Annotated in this window: 22 protein-coding genes; 10 read left to right on the top strand and 12 right to left on the bottom strand. The window is 52.4% G+C overall.

Annotated features, from left to right (window positions below; all coding sequences use genetic code 11):
* Window positions 1-90 precede the first annotated feature (90 nt).
* The 4 genes from FD25_RS09360 to FD25_RS09345 form a co-directional block, all read right to left on the bottom strand.
* Window positions 91-1,083, bottom strand: a complete 993-nt coding sequence (locus FD25_RS09360) for a D-2-hydroxyacid dehydrogenase (protein WP_057803577.1) — start codon at window positions 1,081-1,083, stop codon at window positions 91-93.
* A gap of 3 nt (window positions 1,084-1,086) precedes the next feature.
* Window positions 1,087-2,280: an aminotransferase class I/II-fold pyridoxal phosphate-dependent enzyme gene (locus FD25_RS09355; RefSeq protein WP_057803575.1), complete on the bottom strand. Its 1,194-nt coding sequence runs from the start codon at window positions 2,278-2,280 to the stop codon at window positions 1,087-1,089.
* Between the two features lie 383 nt (window positions 2,281-2,663).
* Window positions 2,664-3,086, bottom strand: coding sequence for a hypothetical protein (locus FD25_RS09350; RefSeq protein ID WP_057803572.1), 423 nt, complete (start codon window positions 3,084-3,086; stop codon window positions 2,664-2,666).
* Window positions 3,087-3,261: 175 nt separating this feature from the next.
* On the bottom strand, window positions 3,262-3,843 hold the full coding sequence (locus FD25_RS09345; protein WP_057803570.1) for a TetR/AcrR family transcriptional regulator: 582 nt from the start codon (window positions 3,841-3,843) through the stop codon (window positions 3,262-3,264).
* Between the two features lie 171 nt (window positions 3,844-4,014).
* On the opposite strand from FD25_RS09345, the gene FD25_RS09340 reads away from it, so the two are divergent.
* Window positions 4,015-5,346, top strand: coding sequence for an ABC transporter permease (locus tag FD25_RS09340; RefSeq protein WP_057803568.1), 1,332 nt, complete (start codon window positions 4,015-4,017; stop codon window positions 5,344-5,346).
* Between the two features lie 66 nt (window positions 5,347-5,412).
* On the opposite strand, the gene FD25_RS09335 is transcribed toward FD25_RS09340, so the two are convergent.
* Window positions 5,413-6,219 carry an aldo/keto reductase gene (locus FD25_RS09335; RefSeq protein ID WP_057803566.1) on the bottom strand — a complete coding sequence of 269 codons (807 nt, stop codon included), beginning with the start codon at window positions 6,217-6,219 and terminating at the stop codon, window positions 5,413-5,415.
* A gap of 195 nt (window positions 6,220-6,414) precedes the next feature.
* On the opposite strand from FD25_RS09335, the gene FD25_RS09330 reads away from it, so the two are divergent.
* Window positions 6,415-7,029 (top strand): NAD(P)-dependent oxidoreductase, encoded by a 615-nt coding sequence (locus FD25_RS09330; RefSeq protein WP_057803565.1) that lies wholly within the window; start codon window positions 6,415-6,417, stop codon window positions 7,027-7,029.
* Between the two features lie 66 nt (window positions 7,030-7,095).
* Here the strand turns inward: FD25_RS09330 and FD25_RS14110 are convergent, their stop codons facing one another.
* The 3 genes from FD25_RS14110 to FD25_RS09320 form a co-directional block, all read right to left on the bottom strand.
* Complete coding sequence (locus FD25_RS14110) at window positions 7,096-7,293, bottom strand: alpha/beta hydrolase (protein ID WP_146999880.1); 198 nt, start codon at window positions 7,291-7,293, stop codon at window positions 7,096-7,098.
* A 348-nt stretch (window positions 7,294-7,641) separates the two neighbouring features.
* Entirely contained in the window at window positions 7,642-8,244 is a 603-nt protein-coding gene (locus tag FD25_RS09325; protein ID WP_057803563.1) for a flavodoxin, read from the bottom strand.
* A gap of 28 nt (window positions 8,245-8,272) precedes the next feature.
* Window positions 8,273-9,172 (bottom strand): alpha/beta hydrolase, encoded by a 900-nt coding sequence (locus FD25_RS09320; protein WP_057803561.1) that lies wholly within the window; start codon window positions 9,170-9,172, stop codon window positions 8,273-8,275.
* Between the two features lie 216 nt (window positions 9,173-9,388).
* On the opposite strand from FD25_RS09320, the gene FD25_RS09315 reads away from it, so the two are divergent.
* Window positions 9,389-9,832: a MarR family winged helix-turn-helix transcriptional regulator gene (locus FD25_RS09315; RefSeq protein WP_057803559.1), complete on the top strand. Its 444-nt coding sequence runs from the start codon at window positions 9,389-9,391 to the stop codon at window positions 9,830-9,832.
* A 54-nt stretch (window positions 9,833-9,886) separates the two neighbouring features.
* Here the strand turns inward: FD25_RS09315 and FD25_RS09310 are convergent, their stop codons facing one another.
* On the bottom strand, window positions 9,887-10,288 hold the full coding sequence (locus FD25_RS09310; RefSeq protein ID WP_057803556.1) for a MerR family transcriptional regulator: 402 nt from the start codon (window positions 10,286-10,288) through the stop codon (window positions 9,887-9,889).
* A gap of 102 nt (window positions 10,289-10,390) precedes the next feature.
* Between FD25_RS09310 and FD25_RS09305 the strand changes: the two genes are divergently transcribed.
* From FD25_RS09305 to FD25_RS09295, 3 genes are all read left to right on the top strand, one after another.
* The gene (locus FD25_RS09305; protein ID WP_057803554.1) at window positions 10,391-10,999 is read left to right on the top strand and encodes an SDR family oxidoreductase; all 609 of its coding nucleotides are present in this window, start codon (window positions 10,391-10,393) and stop codon (window positions 10,997-10,999) included.
* Window positions 11,000-11,995, top strand: coding sequence for a zinc-dependent alcohol dehydrogenase family protein (locus tag FD25_RS09300; RefSeq protein WP_057803552.1), 996 nt, complete (start codon window positions 11,000-11,002; stop codon window positions 11,993-11,995).
* 141 nt (window positions 11,996-12,136) lie between these two features.
* Entirely contained in the window at window positions 12,137-12,565 is a 429-nt protein-coding gene (locus tag FD25_RS09295) for a cytidine deaminase family protein (RefSeq protein ID WP_057803551.1), read from the top strand.
* An 83-nt stretch (window positions 12,566-12,648) separates the two neighbouring features.
* Here FD25_RS09295 and FD25_RS13940 read toward each other — a convergent pair whose 3' ends face one another.
* Together FD25_RS13940 and FD25_RS09285 are read right to left on the bottom strand one after the other, a co-directional pair.
* Window positions 12,649-13,071, bottom strand: a complete 423-nt coding sequence (locus FD25_RS13940; RefSeq protein ID WP_225428505.1) for a protein-export chaperone SecB — start codon at window positions 13,069-13,071, stop codon at window positions 12,649-12,651.
* On the bottom strand, window positions 13,071-13,631 hold the full coding sequence (locus FD25_RS09285; RefSeq protein WP_057803549.1) for a helix-turn-helix domain-containing protein: 561 nt from the start codon (window positions 13,629-13,631) through the stop codon (window positions 13,071-13,073). The genes FD25_RS13940 and FD25_RS09285 overlap by 1 nt, the downstream gene beginning before the upstream one ends.
* Before the next feature lie 816 nt (window positions 13,632-14,447).
* Between FD25_RS09285 and FD25_RS09280 the strand changes: the two genes are divergently transcribed.
* From FD25_RS09280 to FD25_RS09265, 4 genes are read left to right on the top strand one after another with little or no spacing between them, the layout of a single operon-like run.
* On the top strand, window positions 14,448-15,335 hold the full coding sequence (locus tag FD25_RS09280) for an ABC transporter ATP-binding protein (RefSeq protein WP_057803547.1): 888 nt from the start codon (window positions 14,448-14,450) through the stop codon (window positions 15,333-15,335).
* Window positions 15,325-16,083, top strand: coding sequence for an ABC-2 family transporter permease (locus tag FD25_RS09275; RefSeq protein ID WP_057803546.1), 759 nt, complete (start codon window positions 15,325-15,327; stop codon window positions 16,081-16,083). The genes FD25_RS09280 and FD25_RS09275 overlap by 11 nt, the downstream gene beginning before the upstream one ends.
* 22 nt (window positions 16,084-16,105) lie before the next feature.
* A complete protein-coding gene (locus FD25_RS09270; RefSeq protein WP_057803545.1) occupies window positions 16,106-16,870 on the top strand; it encodes an ABC transporter permease in 765 nt (254 codons plus the stop codon).
* Between the two features lie 20 nt (window positions 16,871-16,890).
* Complete coding sequence (locus FD25_RS09265; RefSeq protein ID WP_057803543.1) at window positions 16,891-17,268, top strand: helix-turn-helix domain-containing protein; 378 nt, start codon at window positions 16,891-16,893, stop codon at window positions 17,266-17,268.
* Between the two features lie 9 nt (window positions 17,269-17,277).
* Here FD25_RS09265 and FD25_RS09260 read toward each other — a convergent pair whose 3' ends face one another.
* Window positions 17,278-17,532, bottom strand: a complete 255-nt coding sequence (locus FD25_RS09260) for a hypothetical protein (RefSeq protein WP_057803541.1) — start codon at window positions 17,530-17,532, stop codon at window positions 17,278-17,280.
* Window positions 17,533-17,696 lie beyond the last annotated feature (164 nt).

Below are 17,696 nucleotides of genomic sequence, written 5' to 3'. Positions count from 1 at the left end.
ACAGACAAAGTCTACTGAACGACTTCTAACTATAAAAACCCGCGCCCGGAGACATTGACGTCCGGGATGCGGGTTTATTTATTTTTCGGCTTAAATCGTATGTTTGCTGGTTCCACCCTGGGCAATCGCCAACACGTCGTCGAGACTGATGTCGACCATGTTCTTGACGGCCAGGTTGGTGTAAAAACCCACGTGCGGCGTAATCATCACGTTAGGCATCTGCATCAGCTGGGCAATCAACGGGTCTTGTAACACGTCATCGGCGTGATTCTGGTTAAATAACGCCGCCTCGCCTTCGACCGTGTCAAGGGCTGCACCGGCCAATTCCCCGGCCTTTAAGGCGGCGACCAGGTCGGCGGTGACGATGACCGGCCCCCGCGAGGCGTTGACCACGAAGGCGTCATTTTTCATTAGCTTGAACGCCGCCGCGTCTAGTAACCCCTGCGACGTGGGGTTCAAATCTACATGGAGGTCCACCACGTCGGCCTGTTTTAACAGGTCTTCTTTCGTATCCACGTAGGTCAAGACGTCCGTGAGTTCGGCGTGGTGCACCGGATCAAAGGCAATCACCTTGGCACCCAATCCGTGGAACAACCGGGCGGCCACGCCCCCGATGCGACCGGCGCCAATGATGCCGACCGTTAGTGAGCGAATTTCGCGAGCTTGTAACCCGGCCCACTGGAAGTTCTGCTGGCCGATGCGCCGGTCGAACAGCTCCAGGTTACGAATCAGCCGCATGGTCTGGGCCACCGCCATTTCGGCCACCGAGTTGGGGGAATAGGCCGGTACGTTGGTCACCGTTAGCCCGGCCGTCTTGGCCGCCGCCACGTCGATGGTATCTACCCCGGCGGTCCGACTAGTCAACTGTTTGAACCCCCAGTCGGCCAACTGCTGGTAAACACTGGGGTCATCCCCGATGGCACTGCGTTGCTGGATGATCAGGCCGTCGTAACCCTGCGCCAGGTGCGCCGTGTCCGGATGAAACTCTAAGTCATTGGTATCGACCTGGACCTGGTGCCGGTCCGCCCAGTCGTGAATGGCGGCCTGTTCGTCGGGCCGCACGCTGTACATTAAAATTTTCATGTTTTACTCCTTTGTCAAACCCTTAGCGGCCACGTAAGTCGTCATTCTCTCGACGGCCGTCTTTAAGTCGGCCAGCGAGGCGGCGTAGCTGATCCGCACGTAGCCTTCCCCACCGGGGCCAAACGAACTCCCCGGAATCAACGCCACGCGGGCCTCGTGGGCCAATTCGCGACAGAAAGCCATGCTGTCTTGGGGCAACCCGGCCGGGATCTTACTGAAGAGGTAGAACGCCCCTTCCGGTTTGGCCGACTTGAAGCCAATCTGATCGAGAGCGGCGACGAGGTAATCGCGGCGGGCCTGGTATTTCTGTTTCATTTGTTGCCCGTCGTCGAGGCCGTTAGCGAGGGCTTCGGCCGCTGCGGCTTGGGCGTTGGTGGTCGTTGAAGTGATCGTAAATTGGTGAATCTTACCGAGTTGGGCCGTAATGGCTTTCGGGGCGCACATCAGCCCAATCCGCCAGCCGGTCATCGCGTGGGACTTGGAGACCCCGTTTAACAGGATGGTCTGGTTCGGTAAGTACTGGGCAATCGACACGTGGGTGGCCCCGTAGGTCAGTTCGCTGTAAATTTCATCGGATAGGACAAAAATGGATTGATCCGCCAAGACGGCGGCCAAAGCTTTTAAATCGGCCGCCCGGTAGGTTACGCCGGTGGGGTTGGACGGGAAGTTGAGCACGACGGCCTTGGTCTTGGGATGGGCGGCCAAGGTGGCTTTCAACTTCTCCGGTGTTAAGACGAAACCGTCCGCGGAGGTATCCATGAAGACCGGCACGGCGCCGTTGACCTTAGCCACGGCAATGTACAATGGAAAAATCGGCGTGGGAATGAGGACCTCGTCGCCGGGATTTAGAATCGACGTTAACGCCGTGTAAATCCCCTCGGTGGCGCCGGCCGTCACGATGATTTCGTTGGCCGGATCGTAGTGCAGGTCGTACTTAGTGGCTAAGAAGTTCGCCGCGGCCTGACGTAACGCTGGCGTCCCGTTAGACGGCGCGTAGTGACTTTCGTTGTTTTCGATGCTACGAATGGCCGCCTGTTTAACGTGTTCGGGCGTGTTGAAATCGGGTTCGCCTAACGTCAACCGGATAATGCCGGGGATGTTGGCGATTTCGGCGTTGAAGGCCAAGATGTCGGACGGTTGGATCTCGGCGATGGCGTGATTCATGTGATGGGTTAAGCTTTCGGGACTAATGGACATAAACATTCCTCCTCAGATTGTGACGCAGGTATCTGGGACTCGTGGCGGTCAAAATAAAAACACACCCCTGGACGCTCGACCAAGGGTGTGTTATCTAAAAAATCTTATTTTGAGCCACCCTTGGATTAAACACATCCATGGGCGCCGCAGAACCACAAAAAACTTTTGGCACGCCGCATCGATGCAAAGCACGAAGTCGTGTTTGCACCTCAGTTGCGGGCACAAACACTAGCGAAAATACCAAAAGGCAAAGCGTTGGTTGATTTTTTGGTGGGTCAACGGTAATGACATATCATGAGCTCCTCATTAATTCTTAATCTAACTATAATGTTTCACACTAACCCTGTCAAGCGTCTTCCGGCAAATCGGATGGCAGTTGTGGGTTACCCGGGGTTAATCTGGTCGATGCCTTTGATCCGCAGGTCGGCTAGGCTGGCCAATGGTTCGGGGTAACGCATGATTAAGCGCGTTAACCCCTGAACTTCTTTGACCTGCAGCATTTGGCACTGGACCAGGATGGCCACGTCGACGTCAAACTCACTGCGGTCGATGCCGTCCCAGTCCCGACTAAAGGTGTCGTCGTGCACCACCGCGTAAGGGACGTGGGTTTTCTTGGTGGTCTTGTTGCTATACAGGGCGTGGAACAGGATGACGCCCCACCGTCGACCGGCCCGGGCGGTCAACGGGGCAAACTTTTCCGGGTCTGTTTTCTGCACGTTGGCCGGACTGACCGCAATAAACGACGCGTTGGGGTCCGGATTGATGGTTTTCAGGTAGGCAAAATAATCACGATATTTTCGTTGCATGGGTAAGGTCCTCTCTTGGCTTAAAGGTTAAGTCCTTTATACCAGTTTTCACGGGGCGCTGTAAAGGGGCGTCCCACTTCGCTAGATTTTTTAAGCATAACAAGGGGGATTTGAAGGTATAAACGGCTATATTGAAAAACAGGATTCATAATTTTCCACATGGCACTCCCGCCATCTAGGACAACCGAAACTGCCCTTGTCGAATGATCGGTAAAACCTGGTCGCGCATCACACCCACTAACTCGGCGGGCGATTCCTGCCGTCCCGTATCCAACCACTCCTGTAAAACACTCAAGACCGCCCCGGTCGTCAACGCAATCAGATAACGCTGAGCGGTTGGTGACGGACTTTTTAGCCCGTAATGTGGGAGAATATTGGCTTCCGCGTTTTGGCGCAGCAGGGTCTTCACCCGCTGCTGAATCTCGGCCGACCCCTTGCGCGATAACAACAGGGTAATCAAGGCGCCTTGGTCGTTAATCAGAGTGAGTAACTGGGTGTACATGGTCGCCAACCCCTGATCACGATAATCGTAGAAGAGCTGCATTCCTCGCCGCACCAGCGTTTGCTCGTAGCTGTCCACTAACGCGTACTTATCCACGAAATGCAGGTAAAATCCGCTGCGGCTCACGGCCGCTTGGCGACACAGCGCGCGAACGGTGATGTCGTCAAACGACTGGTGTTTTAGTAACTCGATTAACGCCTGATAAAGTTTAGTCTGCGTTTTTAGGTAACGCTGATCCGTTTCTCGTTGGCTCACTGGGTGGTCCCCCTAATCAGTTTTTGAAAAGTGTCCATTATCTCAACCCCACAATTGACGCTACTTTTACGGCATTATATACTATCGGTGACGTGAGATATCTGGCCCGGTGTCTATTATAATCATTCACGTTCCTGCGCGCAAAACTAAATTGAAAGCGGGTTCTCTCCCATGAAAAAATGGTTTCAGCATCCCCTAGCCTACATGGCCATCCTGATTGCCGCCGTCTGTGGCGTCTTATTTGTTGGTGCGGCCGTGCCCGGGTTCAGTAAGCTCCCGACCGGTACCCAGAATTTACGGGTGGTCATTTTAGACCAAGACCGGTCGACGGCCTCCCAACAAGTGACCCGGCACTTACGGGATAATTTGCCATTCAAAGTGACTACGACCACCACGAGCCTAACGCACGCGAAGCACCAACTCAACGCGCGCCAAGTCGCGTTGATTATTCGGATTAAAGCGGGCTTTGCGACCGCCGTGACGCGTGGTCAGGCCCCTAAATTAACGTACATTGAAAACCAGTCTAACGGGTTACTGCACAACATGGTCACCAAAAACGTGACCACCCAAGTTACCACGCAGGTGGCCCAGCAGTTGACCACCGTCAAGACCACCCAAGCGCTCGCTAAAACGGCCGGTGCGCAGTTGGCCAAGCAACATCAGACGGCGGCCCAAGCGCAGGCCAAGCAACTCATGCAGGCGGCCATCGCCAAGCAGCCCACTATCGCCCAACACCCTCAGCAGCTAAAGGCCCTTCAACAACGGGTGAAACGCCAGGTCCAAGCTAAATTTCAGGCACAACTTATGCCCCAAGTCAAAAAGCAGGCCACCGCGGCAGCCCAAAATTTAACCGGCCACGTGACCGTAACCACGACCAAGTTACATCACCTGCCTAGCAATTATCAGTACCAATTTGCGCCCATGTTTTTGAACTTAGGGGCCTACTTAGGGCTCATGCTAATGAGTTTGGTCTTAAGCCTCCTCTTTATGAGTGCGCGCCACGTTTTAGGCAAGTGGTCGGCCTTACTGGCCGCTCAACTCAACGGTCTACTGGGCGTGTTGATTGCTCCGTTGTTTACCGTGGGCGTCCTGCGGTGTTTGATTCAGTTTTCCGGGACGACCTTCTGGCACCTGCTGGGCGCGCAACTGCTCTTTGGGTGCGCCACGTTTGAATTCACCTTCGCCTTGGCCCTGCTAGCCGGCGGATTACCGTCGATGCTCCTGCAACTGCCGCTGCTCGTCAGTCAAGTCCTCGCCAGTGGCGCCATCATTCCCCGCCCGGCCCTGAACAGTTTTTACCGCTGGCTAAGCGAACACACGCCAATGTCTCAGGGCGTTTACCTCACGTTTAACGCCCTGTACGGCGGTGGCGCGCACGGTTACGCCAATGCCCTCTGGTGGCTGATTGGCCTGAGTCTGGTGGTCACCGCGGGCATCGTGAGTCTGGGTTACCGATCGACTAAGCCCGGTCGGTTAGCCGTTTTGATTGGTTTTACGGCCTAAATAAAGCAAAGGCACCGCCCTCGTCTTTGGACGAGATGCGGTGCCTTTTTAAGGTTACATTTTCGTTTAGTCGTAGTTTAAATGCTTATCTTGGTCTAAGCCATTGATTTCCTTGATTTCATCGTCAGTCAGGTGGAAGCCAGAGATTTCAAAGTTTTCCTTGACCCGCGCAGGCTTCGAAGACTTCGGGAAGACCACGAAGCCGGTGTCGACTTGCCACCGCAGGACGATTTGGGCCGGCGTCTTACCGTACTTGGCCGCTAACTTGGTAATCACGGGGTCCTCTAAGATCAAGTGACCGTGACCAATTGGAGAATATCCTTCGTTAACGAGGCCGTTATCCGTGTCGAATTGACCCAGTGCAGCTTGAACCTTGTACGGATGGCGTTCGATTTGGTTGACCATGGGTTTAACCTTAGCCATGGCGAAGACCTTTTCGAGTTGGTCTTTTGAGAAGTTGGAGACCCCAATGGCCCGAACCTTCTTTTGTTGGTACAGGGTTTCTAGGGCGCGCCAAGTATCTAAGGTTAAGTCGAAGTTCTTTTCGTTCGGCCAGTGGATCAAGTACAGGTCCAGGTAGTCCAATTCCAAGTCGTTTAACGTCTTGTCAAAGGCGGCTAAGGTCTTGTCGTAGCCTTGATCGGCGTTCCAAACCTTGGACGTGATGAACAGGTCGGACCGGTCGACGCCGGAGGCCTTGATGGCCGCACCAACGGCGGGTTCGTTGCCGTAGATGTGCGCGCAATCTAAGTGCCGGTACCCGGCATCTAAAGCGGTCTTGATGGCCGCGGGGACGTCCTTACTGTCGATTAAGTAGGTCCCGAATCCTAACATGGGGATGGTGACGCCGTTGCTTAACTGTGTCGTTTCCATGAAATTACCTCGCTCTTCAATATTTAAGTCGTGACGCATAAGACCATGATACACCACCGCGTAAGCAGTTTCATGGATTACGCTTCTACCGCGGTCAAATTCGTTGTGCCGGGTCCTAAAACTGGGTATGCTTAAATTAGTCATAAAGGGGCTTGATCATCCTGTCCCTTAAGAATTAAGTAAGGAGGAAATCTGATGAAATTAGCCATTATTGGCGCGACGGGTAAAACCGGCCGCGCAGTCCTGGACGTGGCCTTAGCCCGGCACCTCGACGTCACGGCCATCGTGCGCCACGCCGACCGTTTAACCGTCACGGTTCCCACCATCGAAAAGGATTTATTCGCGTTGACCGCGATGGACCTGGCCCCCTTCGACGCGGTATTGTGTACCTTCGCCTCGGGGAAAAAGAGCGACTACCCCCGGGTCAATCAGCACCTGGTTGATTGCTTAACCGGGACACCGACCCGGTTGCTGGTCGTGGGGTCCGGCGCAACGTTATTTCTCGACGAACAGCGCACCAAAACGGTGGGGGACACCCTGCCCCTCATCATGCGTCATTCGAGTCGCGAACACTTAAAGGCCCGTCAAGTCTTACAAACCAGCGGTCTCAACTGGACCTACGTGGCGCCGCCGATGAACTACTTGCCGACCGGCCCCGCCACGGGGACCTATCAAACTGGTCACGACGTGTTACTCGCCGATCACAACGGCGACTCGTCCATCAGCTATGCCGACATGGCCGTGGCCCTAGTTGACGAGTTACAACACCCGCAAAACGAACGGCAGCTAATGACCGTGGCTTGGCGGTAATCTCTTTAAAAGAACGCTTAAAAGCCCCAGTTTCCTGAAATAATTTCAGGAGGCTGGGGCTTTAACTTAGCTTTTCAAAAACTGGGCAATCGCTTGGGGCACCTGCAGATTATACCGCGTTAACGCAGAATGTTGTGCTGTGGGACCATAGAAAATCTGCTCGGCATAACGACCATGAATCCCTGCAAAAACTTGCCGTAGGCCTTGGGCTCCCACCAGACTGACCGCACCATCTCCCGCCGACTTCTCACGGGCATAGGTCACAAAACCACCCCGATGATGGGTAAGGTCTTAGGTTTGGCGAGGATCCAGATTGACTGAAGACGTAATCGTTACTAGTTTATCGAGCTGAACGGTCGTTGAGCGGTGGGTTAGTCAGCCCGCCGTAACGTGATAATCTCCCTGATGATTATTAACGAACAAAACTTGAATGAGTGGGCGCACCGGTGAGGTGACCGTCAATCACTAAACCGTAATTTCCCGATTACCGACACAGTCACTCGTAAACCACGTTGACCACCATGATGCTGGACAACCCGTCGAATTAAGGCGTTACTCGACGCGGCCGTCCCGCCAAAATTATTTTGCATAAACGAACCATCAGGGCCCTCCTTACTTAAACCGTATGGTGGTTAACCACCGCTTAACGTCAGTGGTGGCCTGTCCGGGATTGTCTTCTGCTAGTCCTGGTAGAAGCCGGGCCCCCGGTGCTGCTCGTTTAATCAGTGCCGGGCTTTTTCCCAGCCGACTACTAGCAAAGGTCGTAAACGGGTACAGATTTTTCCCCCGCAAATTGGCCCGTTGTAAGAAACTTTTGACCACCATGGGGGCCGTCCCGTACCAAATCGGGTAACCGATAAAGATGTCGGTGTAGTCGTCAACTAACCGTGGATCGGTTTTGACCGCCGGCGACTGGTGCCGAAAGTATTCCCGGCCGGCCCGTTTACTGACGGTACTATAATCTGACGAATACGAGACTTTAGGCTCTAACCGTACTAAGCGACCCCCAACCTGTCGATGCACGGTTTGGGCCACCTCTTTTGTGGTCCCCGACCACGAAAAATAAAGGACTAGGACCCGCCGTGGCTGGTGTGCTACGGCGTGTACGGTCGTGGTCGTGGGCTGCGCCGTAGTCGAATGGCTAAAACTGTGCCAGGCCATGGCAGTGGCGATTACCCCAAATAGCAACATTCCAATCATTAAGATGCGTTTCAAATGAGTTCCTCCCCTCGATAAATCCAGGTTATTGTAAAGTTGTTTGGTAGAACGTCGTTAACTTAGCAACGGCTTGAGAAACGTAGGGCTCCTTGGCATACAGGTCCATGTGTGAGGCGCCCTGAATATCAAAAAGTTCGGCGTTATGACCCGCGGCTTTAACGGCGTCTACGGAAAAGTGACGGGTATCCGCATCGGTTCCGGCAATCATCAGCAATGGTCTAGGCGCAATCCAGTCCATGTGTTCAAAGGGTTGGTAGTGGGCTAAAGCGTCGTACTTCAAGTTGCCCCAACCAATGGCGCGAGGATGTTGGTTGGGTCCCGCTACGTAATAATCGTAGCTTTCCCGGAACATACTCCGTTCGGGGTAGGCCGCGGCCTCTTCAGGGGTTCCGGGGTTTACGTGGAACCAGAAGTTTCCTTCACCAGCGGCTTCCAGGTTGCGAATGTGCCCGACCTGATCCAACAACGCGTCTCGTGTCGCGGGGTCCGCCAAAAGTTCTCCCGCCGGATCAACCGCCGAAACCGTCGCAATGGCCTTCATCCGCCGATCCGTTTGGGCCGTGTAACTAACGTAACTTCCGGCCGCACAAATACCTAGAACACCAATATGGTCGGCATCCACATAAGGGCGCACCGAGAGGTAAGAAACCGCCGAGCGAATATCCTCCGCCCGTTGGAAGGGATCTTCTAATCCCCGGGGTTCCCCCGCACTTTCCCCTTGGCGAGCGGCATCAAACGTTAATGCGGCGAACCCTTGTTGGGCTAACTTTTCCGAATACAACCCGGCCGTTTGTTCCTTGACCCCCCCGGCAGGATGACACACCACGATACCAGTTAATGATCGCTGTCCGTCGAAATCGTCGGGCAGGTATAAGGCCCCGGCTAATTGAATCCCGTTACTACTAAATTGAACTGCTGTCCGCATAATGAAGAACTCCTTTTAAATTAATACTTGTCATAACAACTAAATAACTACGACGCTTACTATAACCGACTATCCGAGAACCGTCAAGCATTTTTTGAAAAATAATTGTCATAACAACTTAATTGATGAATGTTCTTGATAGGCCGAGACTAAAGTTGATTTTTACCGAAATATCCGTATAATAGTTGTCATCAAAACTATTTTAGGAGACCAGTTATGAATTATCAATTGCCCCAGCAACTAGGAGAACAGATCTACCTGGTTGCTCAAATGGAAGATAAGTACATCCTAACGCGACTAAAGTCCCTCCAATTAACCGCGGATACGGCGACGCTCATCACCTACGTTAACGCTCATCCCGGCACTCGCCAAAAGGAAATCAATCACGCACTGAATCGCCAAGCCGCTTCCGTCACGAACATGCTCAAGCGCTTAGAAAAGCGAGATCTGGTGATTCGACGCGTCGACGCTCAAGACTCCCGTGAAAAACAAACTTTCTTATTAAAAGATGGCTTGGCGATGGTGACTAAAATTAATCAGGTCACCGCCGACGTTAACCAACTCCTACAGCCGTGTTTATTACCGACCGGTGAAGTCAACATTCAAAAATTTTATCAAGCCTTATTAACCGCTCTCCAACAACTAGGAATTGCGGATTAACTAAAACAGCGCCGATCATCGAAATTAATCGGTGATCGGCGTTGCTTTTGTCTGTTAACAAAGTTTTCGTGGGTCCCAATCTTCCGGATTGGAATCATCTTGAGTGGTGCCGGCGATGATGGCCTGATAATGTTGCGCCCGGTCATCCAGTACCGCAACTTGCTGCTGTAAAGCCGCTAACCGGCGCGTCGTTGCCGCCTGCGCGGCTTGAATAATGGCGGCGCGTTCTTGGATCGTGGCCGGTCCCCGTTGGCACAAGGTGAAGTAATGATGCACTTCGGCAACTGACAGCCCGCACCCCCGTAGGAACTGCGCGGCCTTTAACCAGTTCAGCGCCGTTTCATCAAAGAGGCGGTTGCCGTTTTCGTCGCGTTTAACGTTGGGGACCAGGCCACTATCGGTGTAGTGCCGGACCGTATAGACCGTCATGTTCAATAACTGGGTGACGTCTTTCATTTTATACAAAATTTTAGCCAACTTCTTTCTCAAATGACTTGCCTCGGGTTACCCGAGGGGGCGTATCCTAGGGACATCAATTTCACGAAGGAGAATCTTACAATGAATATTTTAATTTTAGGCGCCACTAGTCAGACCGGTCAAGCCCTGCTCCACCGGTTCAGTCAAACCACACACCACCTGACGGCATTCGCCCGGCACCCGGAACGGCTAACTGCCACGCCAAGCACAATTCAGCTTATTCAGGGGGACGTCTGTGATTTACCTACGCTCACGGCCGCTATGGCCCACGTCGACGTGGTGATTGCTGGTCTCAGTGGGACGACTATCCTAACTCAGGCTCAAAACGTGGTCCAGGCCGCCACCACGCAGCACGTCCAACACCTTTATTGGATCACGGGGATTGGCATCCACCAAGAGATTACCGGTAAACGGGGAGCGCTCTTAGCCCAGTACCTCACGGCGACCCCGGAATACGCTCAGGCAGCCGACGTCATTGCGGCCGGCCCAATCCCCGCTACACTCTTACGCCTCCCCGCCATCACCAACGGACCCGCTACCCCGGTTGAAATCACGGTTGAAGGCCAACAGCCCCACCAAGATACGATTAGTCGGGCGACGTTAGCCAATACATTGGTTCAGTTGGTAACGGACGATCTGACCCAAAGCGCCAGCTTAGCCTTAACCGCCCAAGCGAAGGGGGCTCATTAAATGAGCCAACTTTTACGCTTACATCAATTTGGCAGTTTAGACCACCTGACTTTAGACACGGTACCGACCCGTGATTTAACGGCCGGTGAGGTGCGCCTGCAGGTGAAGGCCACCAGTATCACCCAAGACACCCTGACCTACATTCAAGGACACCTCCACCCCGGGGAGAATACGCCAAAATTCCCCATAACGTTGGGCTACGAACCAGCCGGAATCGTCACGGCCGTGGGGCCAGGCGTTGCAGCCAAGTGGCTGGGCCAACGGGTAGCGCCCGTAGGCCCGTATGACTTTATCCGTTATGGCAGCTTAGGCGATGAAATCGTGGTCCCCGCTGAGCGATTGGTGCAACTGCCAGATAACCTCGATTTTGCCGCCGCGGCGGCGTTGTGGGTCCCCTATTTGACTGCCTATCCCGTTCTAACCGCAGCTCTTACCGTTCAATCGACCGTGTTGATCACCGCGGCCACGTCAACGGTTGGTCAGGCGGCTATTCAGATGGCTAAAGCGGTGGGAGCCACCGTCATCGGAACCACCCGCTCGGCGGCCAAGGCCCAGCTCTTACGAAAAACCACCGCAATCGACCACGTCATCGTGACGGGGGAAAATGACTGGACTGCAACTCTAAAGTCCCTGACAGCTTCTCGTGGAATCGATTTGGTATTTGATGCCGTAGGGGGTACCGAAGTAGCCTCATTAACCGCGGCAATGGCGCCCGGAGGAACCCTGATCGAGTACGGTGTGTTGGCGGGACTGACGGCCCCACTCCCCGTCGCCGACCTATTGAGTAAGGCCCTGACCATCCAGGGGTTTACCGTCAGTGAGATTATCGAAAATTCGGCCAGCCGGCAACAAGCCAGTCAAGCTATTCTGGCCCACGTGAGCCAGGGCGATTTTCATCCGACCGTCGCGGCACGGTATCCATTGGCAGATTTTCGCGCCGCATTTACCCAATTACAACGAAACGACCGCATTGGTCGGGTGGTCTTAACCATTTAGTTTTAAATCAGCGTTGCTGGGCGACTTACTGGCAACGCTGATTGTCGTTTCACGACAAAGACCCAATACTGAGATGAGCCTTGTCAGGGTCCGCACCACTATGGTAGTTTAAACTTAAACGCTTATAAGGATGTGTGTCTCATGGATATTTGGGAACAACTGTACCAAGCGGCTAAACCGCTCTATCACCCCGAAGACGTCAACCAATTTATCTACGCCCATAACGTGGTGTGTGCCTTACAAAGTCGGTCCGGTCAGATCTACACCGGCTTTTGTGTCGAAAGTGCTTGTGGGGCACTCAACTTGTGCGCCGAGCGGGTGGCCTTACTGGACATGTTTACCCACGGTGGCGAAACGCAGGTTCAACGCATCATCTCGTTTCGTGACGCGGCCCCGTCTGGCGTCGGGGGCATGCCCTGTGGCGTCTGTCGCGAAGCCTTGCTCGAATTTAACCCGGCCAATCGCAACACTCAGATTATGGTGGATTACGCGACCCGTCAAACCATCACGTTGGACGAACTGATGCCCAACTGGTGGGGCCCGGCAAAAGCGCGGACCACAACTGACTAATCAACGCCAAATTAAAACCCGGTATCCAATAGTCCGTTTAACTCGGATTATTGGGTGCCGGATTTATTTTTATGGTTTCCCGATTAATCGGCTGCTTCCGCAGACTGCGCCTGTTCTTTTAAAACCTGGGCCACGTCAATGGTCGGTAAAATAAATGCCGGATAATCATTGGAGGCATTGGTCAAGTTTGAAATCAGTGTTCGCACGTACGGGTACAAAATCGCGACGGCATTATTTCTGATTAGCGTGTCAACGCCTAGCCCAGCGTGGTCTTGGCTGGCGTGGTACAAGAATTCTCCCTGAAGCTGAACGACTACCGCAAAGGGATCGTGATCTAGTTTCCCGACACGGACCCCTAGCAACACGTTGATTGTTTCACCGTCAAAGGCAGTGGTCACGGTCAACTGTGGCTTTAGGTTAATCGGTCGCCCCATCGCCTTAAACTTTTTATTGCGCTGATAACGTTGTTCTTCCACCGTATAGCCTGTAAATTCTAAAGCTGACATTAGGCCATCCCTCCCGAAAGTTTACCAATTTCAAAGTAATTTGTCTGACCCAATTCACGCGTCACATAAAGTTGGTGCCTAGATTTTAGATTCTCAGTCGTTCGTGCTGCTAGCGCCTGGGTTAACAGGGCTCCCGGATCTTGGGGCGCCGGATAGTCGGTCAAGAAACCTTGTTGCTGATAATCCTGTTGAGCCTTTCTAAAAGAGATTTCTTGAGAAAGCGTCTGGATACGCTTATTGTTTTCAATTTGAGAAAGTTTGGCATAACTGAGGCCTAGCCGGCGCGCAAACTCACGCACAGATAGTCCCAGCTGATGGCGCAAAGCCTTAATTTGGTGGGGTTGTAGGTAGCCTTTCCTTGTTCGATAAGCTGTAAAGATATTTCTGAAATTTTCGTTGGGATCGTTAAAGTCTAACCACAGTTCACCGTCTGTATCTTGCCAATAATGAGTGCGCACGAGGAGATCCTCAACGTCTTTAATCGACATAATCTCATACTGCCAAACTTCAATGTATTCGCCCGTCGTTTCGGTTTCCGGGTTGAAAAAAGTTTTTTTCATTGTCAAATACCTCCCCGATAAAATCCAAGTCATTGTCGACGACATCATCTAAAGGGATAGCGTAACGGATATGCCGCAGGATGGGCTGAGATCCAAAAAACGATGTGGTGTGCCTTAAGTTGAAATTTCAAATAACACTCGGTCGCTTCCAATATCATACCAAAGATCCAAATATCACCGGGAATGGGTGGGTGATGATTATCCCTTTCCGGTCCACTAACGTAATCTTGCCAAGTAATCCCCGCATAGATTTCATTTAAAATTTCATCTGCATCGATTCCTAAAGTGGCCATTGCTATCAAATTTTTACCACGGCGACTAATCCGCCACTTGCTTTTGTCATGTTTAATCTGGTCAATGAGCTGCTTAATTTCAGTTTCTCGAACCAGCTCGAATAACCCACAATCGGAATTTCTCCTAGATTTAGTTTAGCACGTCATGTTACCTCTGGGAAACATAACGGTTAACTATTGGCAAAGGGATAATCCGAATTATTCAGGACGATATTTTATATCGCCTAAAATTTGATGAAATAACCTAGTTACTTCAACCGAATTTAGTTTCAATAATCTACGGTATTGAGTTTAATCGTGGACCGAAAATGACCAGCCTGTCTTTAATTGAGTATTAGGACGATACTCGTCCCGCAACCGCAGTACGCCCCGGTATATCAGCCTTTGACGTTCCCTTGGCATCCTCAAGTTGCGCGAAAATAACTTGCTATTTGCGAAATGCGTCAGCTTAGTTGCTTGTGGGAGTACCCTCACTAATCGATAGTAGACTTAGAACATTTATTACGGTTAGGAGGAAACGCTCATGTTAACTGTTCAGCACGTCGACACTTATATTCGGCGAAGACCCATCGTCAAAGACATTACCTTTACGATTGCCCCCGGCAGCATCGTGGGGCTGATCGGACCTAACGGGGCCGGCAAAACGACGTTGATGAAAACGATTTTAGGATTGACCAAGTTCAGTGGCACCATTCAGGTGGCCCAAGCCCCGGTCACCGAAACGGACCACCGGGCGTTACAGCACGTGGGGGCCCTGATTGAACATCCCGCCATTTACCCCTTTTTGACCGGCCTGCAGAATTTAGAACTCTATTCTCAAGACGCAGCTGATCGACAACAACTGATTACCGCATTAGAAATGGGCGACTACATTCGGCAAAAGGCCAAGGGGTACTCCCTGGGGATGACCCAGAAACTCGGCATCGCCATCGCCTTTCTGAACCAGCCCCAATTGATCATCCTCGACGAACCCATGAACGGTCTCGACGTTGAAGCCACCATCGGCGTGCGGCAATTGATTCAGCGATACGCTGCGCAGGGAACGGCCTTCCTGATCTCCAGCCACATTTTAAGTGAACTCCAACGGGTGATGACTCACGTGATTTTAATTAATCACGGCCAGCTCATCGTCGATCAACCCCTGCAGCAATTTAACCAACTGCATCAGCAGAACTATCAATTTCGTACCACCGCACCGCAGCAGACCCGCCAATTACTTGAGGCCCAACAGATTGCATTTACGACTCACCAACCTTACTTTTCCGTGCGCCGGGAAACGATTTTTGCGCTACAGGACCTACTCGCCACCCACCACATCTACCTAGAAGAACTAGCGCCCGTTGAGCATAACTTGGAACAGACGGTGGTTACTATTTTGGCGCAACAACGGGAGGCCGCTCATGAAAGCTAGTCTAAAGGAGGAACTATTCAAGTTCATGCGGCAAAAAACGCCCATCTACGGACTTCTCACCTTGCTGGTGCTCATGAGCTATAGCGCTTTGACCACGCCGATTACGTCCACGCAACTCATTTTCGAATTTGGGGCCGTCCAGTGGATTACGATTATTATGATTGCCGTTAGTTCAGCGTTTCTGGCGATGGAGTACCGCCAGCACACGATTATCCTGCTGGTCGCTAAACATCCGCGACGATTCCAAGTTTATCTGGCCAAGCTGCTGGTGCTTTGGCTCTACAGCCTCGTACTAACGGGACTGGCAACGCTGTTTACGGTCGTCCTTAAGGCAATTTTCGTGGGCCACCGGTACGGCTGGTTCCGTCCCATGGCCCATCACCAGACCCTCCTGACACTGTTAAGCGGTAGCGTTTTAGGAACGCTGCTCTATACGTTATTCATCGTGGCCCTGTCCTTACTGTTGATCACCCTCGTCAAAAGTAATACGGTCGTGATTGGCATCGGACTCGCTCTGGGGTTTATGGGCGCAGGCTTTTCAGTGGCCTGCATGCACACCTTCGCCGCTCAAGTGGCGCTGATTCGGTGGAACCCGTTGAACATGATTTTCATTACCCAGCAGCTGGCCAACCCGCCCTATGCGGCCGTTTCACACCTCAGCAACGGGCAAGTGATTGGCGGCACTGTCCTGTATACCGTGGCCTTTATCCTGGTCGGATACTGGTTCTTTAAAAAACGGCCGGTTTAAACCGTTTAGGAGGGAAATTTAAATGCGACGTAGTTTACGGCAAGAGTTTTACAAGCTCCGCCACCGCAAAATCGTTTGGCTGGCGCCGATCATCCTGCTCGTTTTGATGGTCATGACCGGCTACGCGATGGGGTATAATGAAAGTAAGTTGTCAATGGCCACTGGTTACGACGCCCCCGACTGGATCATGCTGATCTTAGTCGTGGTCGGCGCCACCACCTTCTCCATGGAATTTCAAAATCACGCCATCTTGACTTTATTGTACAAGGCACCCGCTAAATTAGACGTATACCTTGCCAAATCCATCGTCATTCTGGGGTACAACGTCTTCCTGCACGGCGTCGCCATCCTATGGACGGTCCTGCTATGCCAAACGTCCCTGATTCGGCCCGTTGCCTGGTCGACCGTCTACCTTTACCACCAACCGCTCTGGGAAAACCTGCTCAAGACCATGGCGGTGGACGTTGTGACCACCACCTTGATCATTAGCCTGATTTTTCTGCTCTCGTGTCTGATCAACAATAACGCGGTCGTCATCAGCGTGAGTCTGCTCGTGGTTTTTATGGGGCAGTTTGTGTCGTCCAATCTGTTGACGGCCAACCAGGGCGTACGGTTATTACGTTGGAATCCCTTTAACATGACCAATTTAACCCGCGAATACTACAACTACACCACCTATTACGCCACCAGTCACCTGCAAAACTCGCAACTTTTGCTGGGCACCTTACTTTACACGGGGCTCTTTATCGTGAGCGGGTATCTCATCTTCAGAAAAAAGCGTTTTTAACGCCGCCGGAGGTTATCACCATGAATCAATTTCCCCAACAACTCAAGAAACTTAGAAAATCCACGAATACCACCCAGGACGACCTCGCCAGTCAACTCTTCGTGACCCGCCAGGCCATCTCCAAATGGGAATCCGGGGACTCCACGCCCGACCTAACGAACCTGATCAAGTTAACCGATATCTTTAACGTCAGCCTCGATACGCTAGTGTTTGGGCGTGACAATCAGGAACCCAAGGTCGATGCTCACGAGTTCGTCTTTGATCCCAAGCGAAACCGCTACGTCCGGCGGTTCGGCAATATGAACTTTTGGGATTTTCTGGCCGGTTATTGGTGGGTCCTGGTGATTCTGACTTTTATCATCGGATTCTTTTCAATCTTCTGGGCGGCCGCCCATTAACACCCCTGGTTACATCACCAGAAACCACGGAAACAGGAGAAAACGCCAAAGCGTACAGCCGAGCGTCTCCCCGTACGCGGGCTCTAGCTTTTCGCGCTGATTCTCCAGGTAGACCGCCGGAAAACCAATGAGAAAAAACAGGGTCCCAGAAATTCTGGGATCACTGTTTAACCGCCAAAGGTCGGCGATGACCCAGACCAATACCATCACATAAACTAGCCGGACGCCCCACAACGTGACTTTAACCTGTGACAAAGACTTCATTAGTTTCCTCCCGCCGTTCAATTAATACCTCTAGCTTAAAGGAAGCTGGCCCGTTTCGGCAACCACCTGCTAGTCAAAAAATGAGTCCCCCAGACCGGATAACACCGTCTGCGGGACTCATTTTCGTTAGTAAGTTTCCTGCTGATTGCTCGTTTCTTCTATAT

Origin of the sequence: Levilactobacillus acidifarinae DSM 19394 = JCM 15949, assembly GCF_001434835.1 — a bacterium.
GTDB classification, from domain to species: domain Bacteria; phylum Bacillota; class Bacilli; order Lactobacillales; family Lactobacillaceae; genus Levilactobacillus; species Levilactobacillus acidifarinae.
The sequence above is the reverse complement of the archived record's forward strand: the minus strand, read 5'-3'. Positions and strand labels throughout refer to the sequence as shown.

What these genes read in the sequence shown, in the direction of transcription:
- FD25_RS09360 (WP_057803577.1), bottom strand. Translation starts at nt 1,083, where the DNA reads ATGAAAATTTTAATGTACAGCGTGCGGCCCGACGAACAGGCCGCCATT.
- FD25_RS09355 (WP_057803575.1), bottom strand. Translation starts at nt 2,280, where the DNA reads ATGTCCATTAGTCCCGAAAGCTTAACCCATCACATGAATCACGCCATC.
- FD25_RS09350 (WP_057803572.1), bottom strand. Translation starts at nt 3,086, where the DNA reads ATGCAACGAAAATATCGTGATTATTTTGCCTACCTGAAAACCATCAAT.
- FD25_RS09340 (WP_057803568.1), top strand. Translation starts at nt 4,015, where the DNA reads ATGAAAAAATGGTTTCAGCATCCCCTAGCCTACATGGCCATCCTGATT.
- FD25_RS09335 (WP_057803566.1), bottom strand. Translation starts at nt 6,219, where the DNA reads ATGGAAACGACACAGTTAAGCAACGGCGTCACCATCCCCATGTTAGGA.
- FD25_RS09330 (WP_057803565.1), top strand. Translation starts at nt 6,415, where the DNA reads ATGAAATTAGCCATTATTGGCGCGACGGGTAAAACCGGCCGCGCAGTC.
- FD25_RS09320 (WP_057803561.1), bottom strand. Translation starts at nt 9,172, where the DNA reads ATGCGGACAGCAGTTCAATTTAGTAGTAACGGGATTCAATTAGCCGGG.
- FD25_RS09315 (WP_057803559.1), top strand. Translation starts at nt 9,389, where the DNA reads ATGAATTATCAATTGCCCCAGCAACTAGGAGAACAGATCTACCTGGTT.
- FD25_RS09310 (WP_057803556.1), bottom strand. Translation starts at nt 10,288, where the DNA reads ATGAAAGACGTCACCCAGTTATTGAACATGACGGTCTATACGGTCCGG.
- FD25_RS09305 (WP_057803554.1), top strand. Translation starts at nt 10,391, where the DNA reads ATGAATATTTTAATTTTAGGCGCCACTAGTCAGACCGGTCAAGCCCTG.
- FD25_RS09300 (WP_057803552.1), top strand. Translation starts at nt 11,000, where the DNA reads ATGAGCCAACTTTTACGCTTACATCAATTTGGCAGTTTAGACCACCTG.
- FD25_RS09295 (WP_057803551.1), top strand. Translation starts at nt 12,137, where the DNA reads ATGGATATTTGGGAACAACTGTACCAAGCGGCTAAACCGCTCTATCAC.
- FD25_RS13940 (WP_225428505.1), bottom strand. Translation starts at nt 13,071, where the DNA reads ATGTCAGCTTTAGAATTTACAGGCTATACGGTGGAAGAACAACGTTAT.
- FD25_RS09285 (WP_057803549.1), bottom strand. Translation starts at nt 13,631, where the DNA reads ATGAAAAAAACTTTTTTCAACCCGGAAACCGAAACGACGGGCGAATAC.
- FD25_RS09280 (WP_057803547.1), top strand. Translation starts at nt 14,448, where the DNA reads ATGTTAACTGTTCAGCACGTCGACACTTATATTCGGCGAAGACCCATC.
- FD25_RS09275 (WP_057803546.1), top strand. Translation starts at nt 15,325, where the DNA reads ATGAAAGCTAGTCTAAAGGAGGAACTATTCAAGTTCATGCGGCAAAAA.
- FD25_RS09270 (WP_057803545.1), top strand. Translation starts at nt 16,106, where the DNA reads ATGCGACGTAGTTTACGGCAAGAGTTTTACAAGCTCCGCCACCGCAAA.
- FD25_RS09265 (WP_057803543.1), top strand. Translation starts at nt 16,891, where the DNA reads ATGAATCAATTTCCCCAACAACTCAAGAAACTTAGAAAATCCACGAAT.
- FD25_RS09260 (WP_057803541.1), bottom strand. Translation starts at nt 17,532, where the DNA reads ATGAAGTCTTTGTCACAGGTTAAAGTCACGTTGTGGGGCGTCCGGCTA.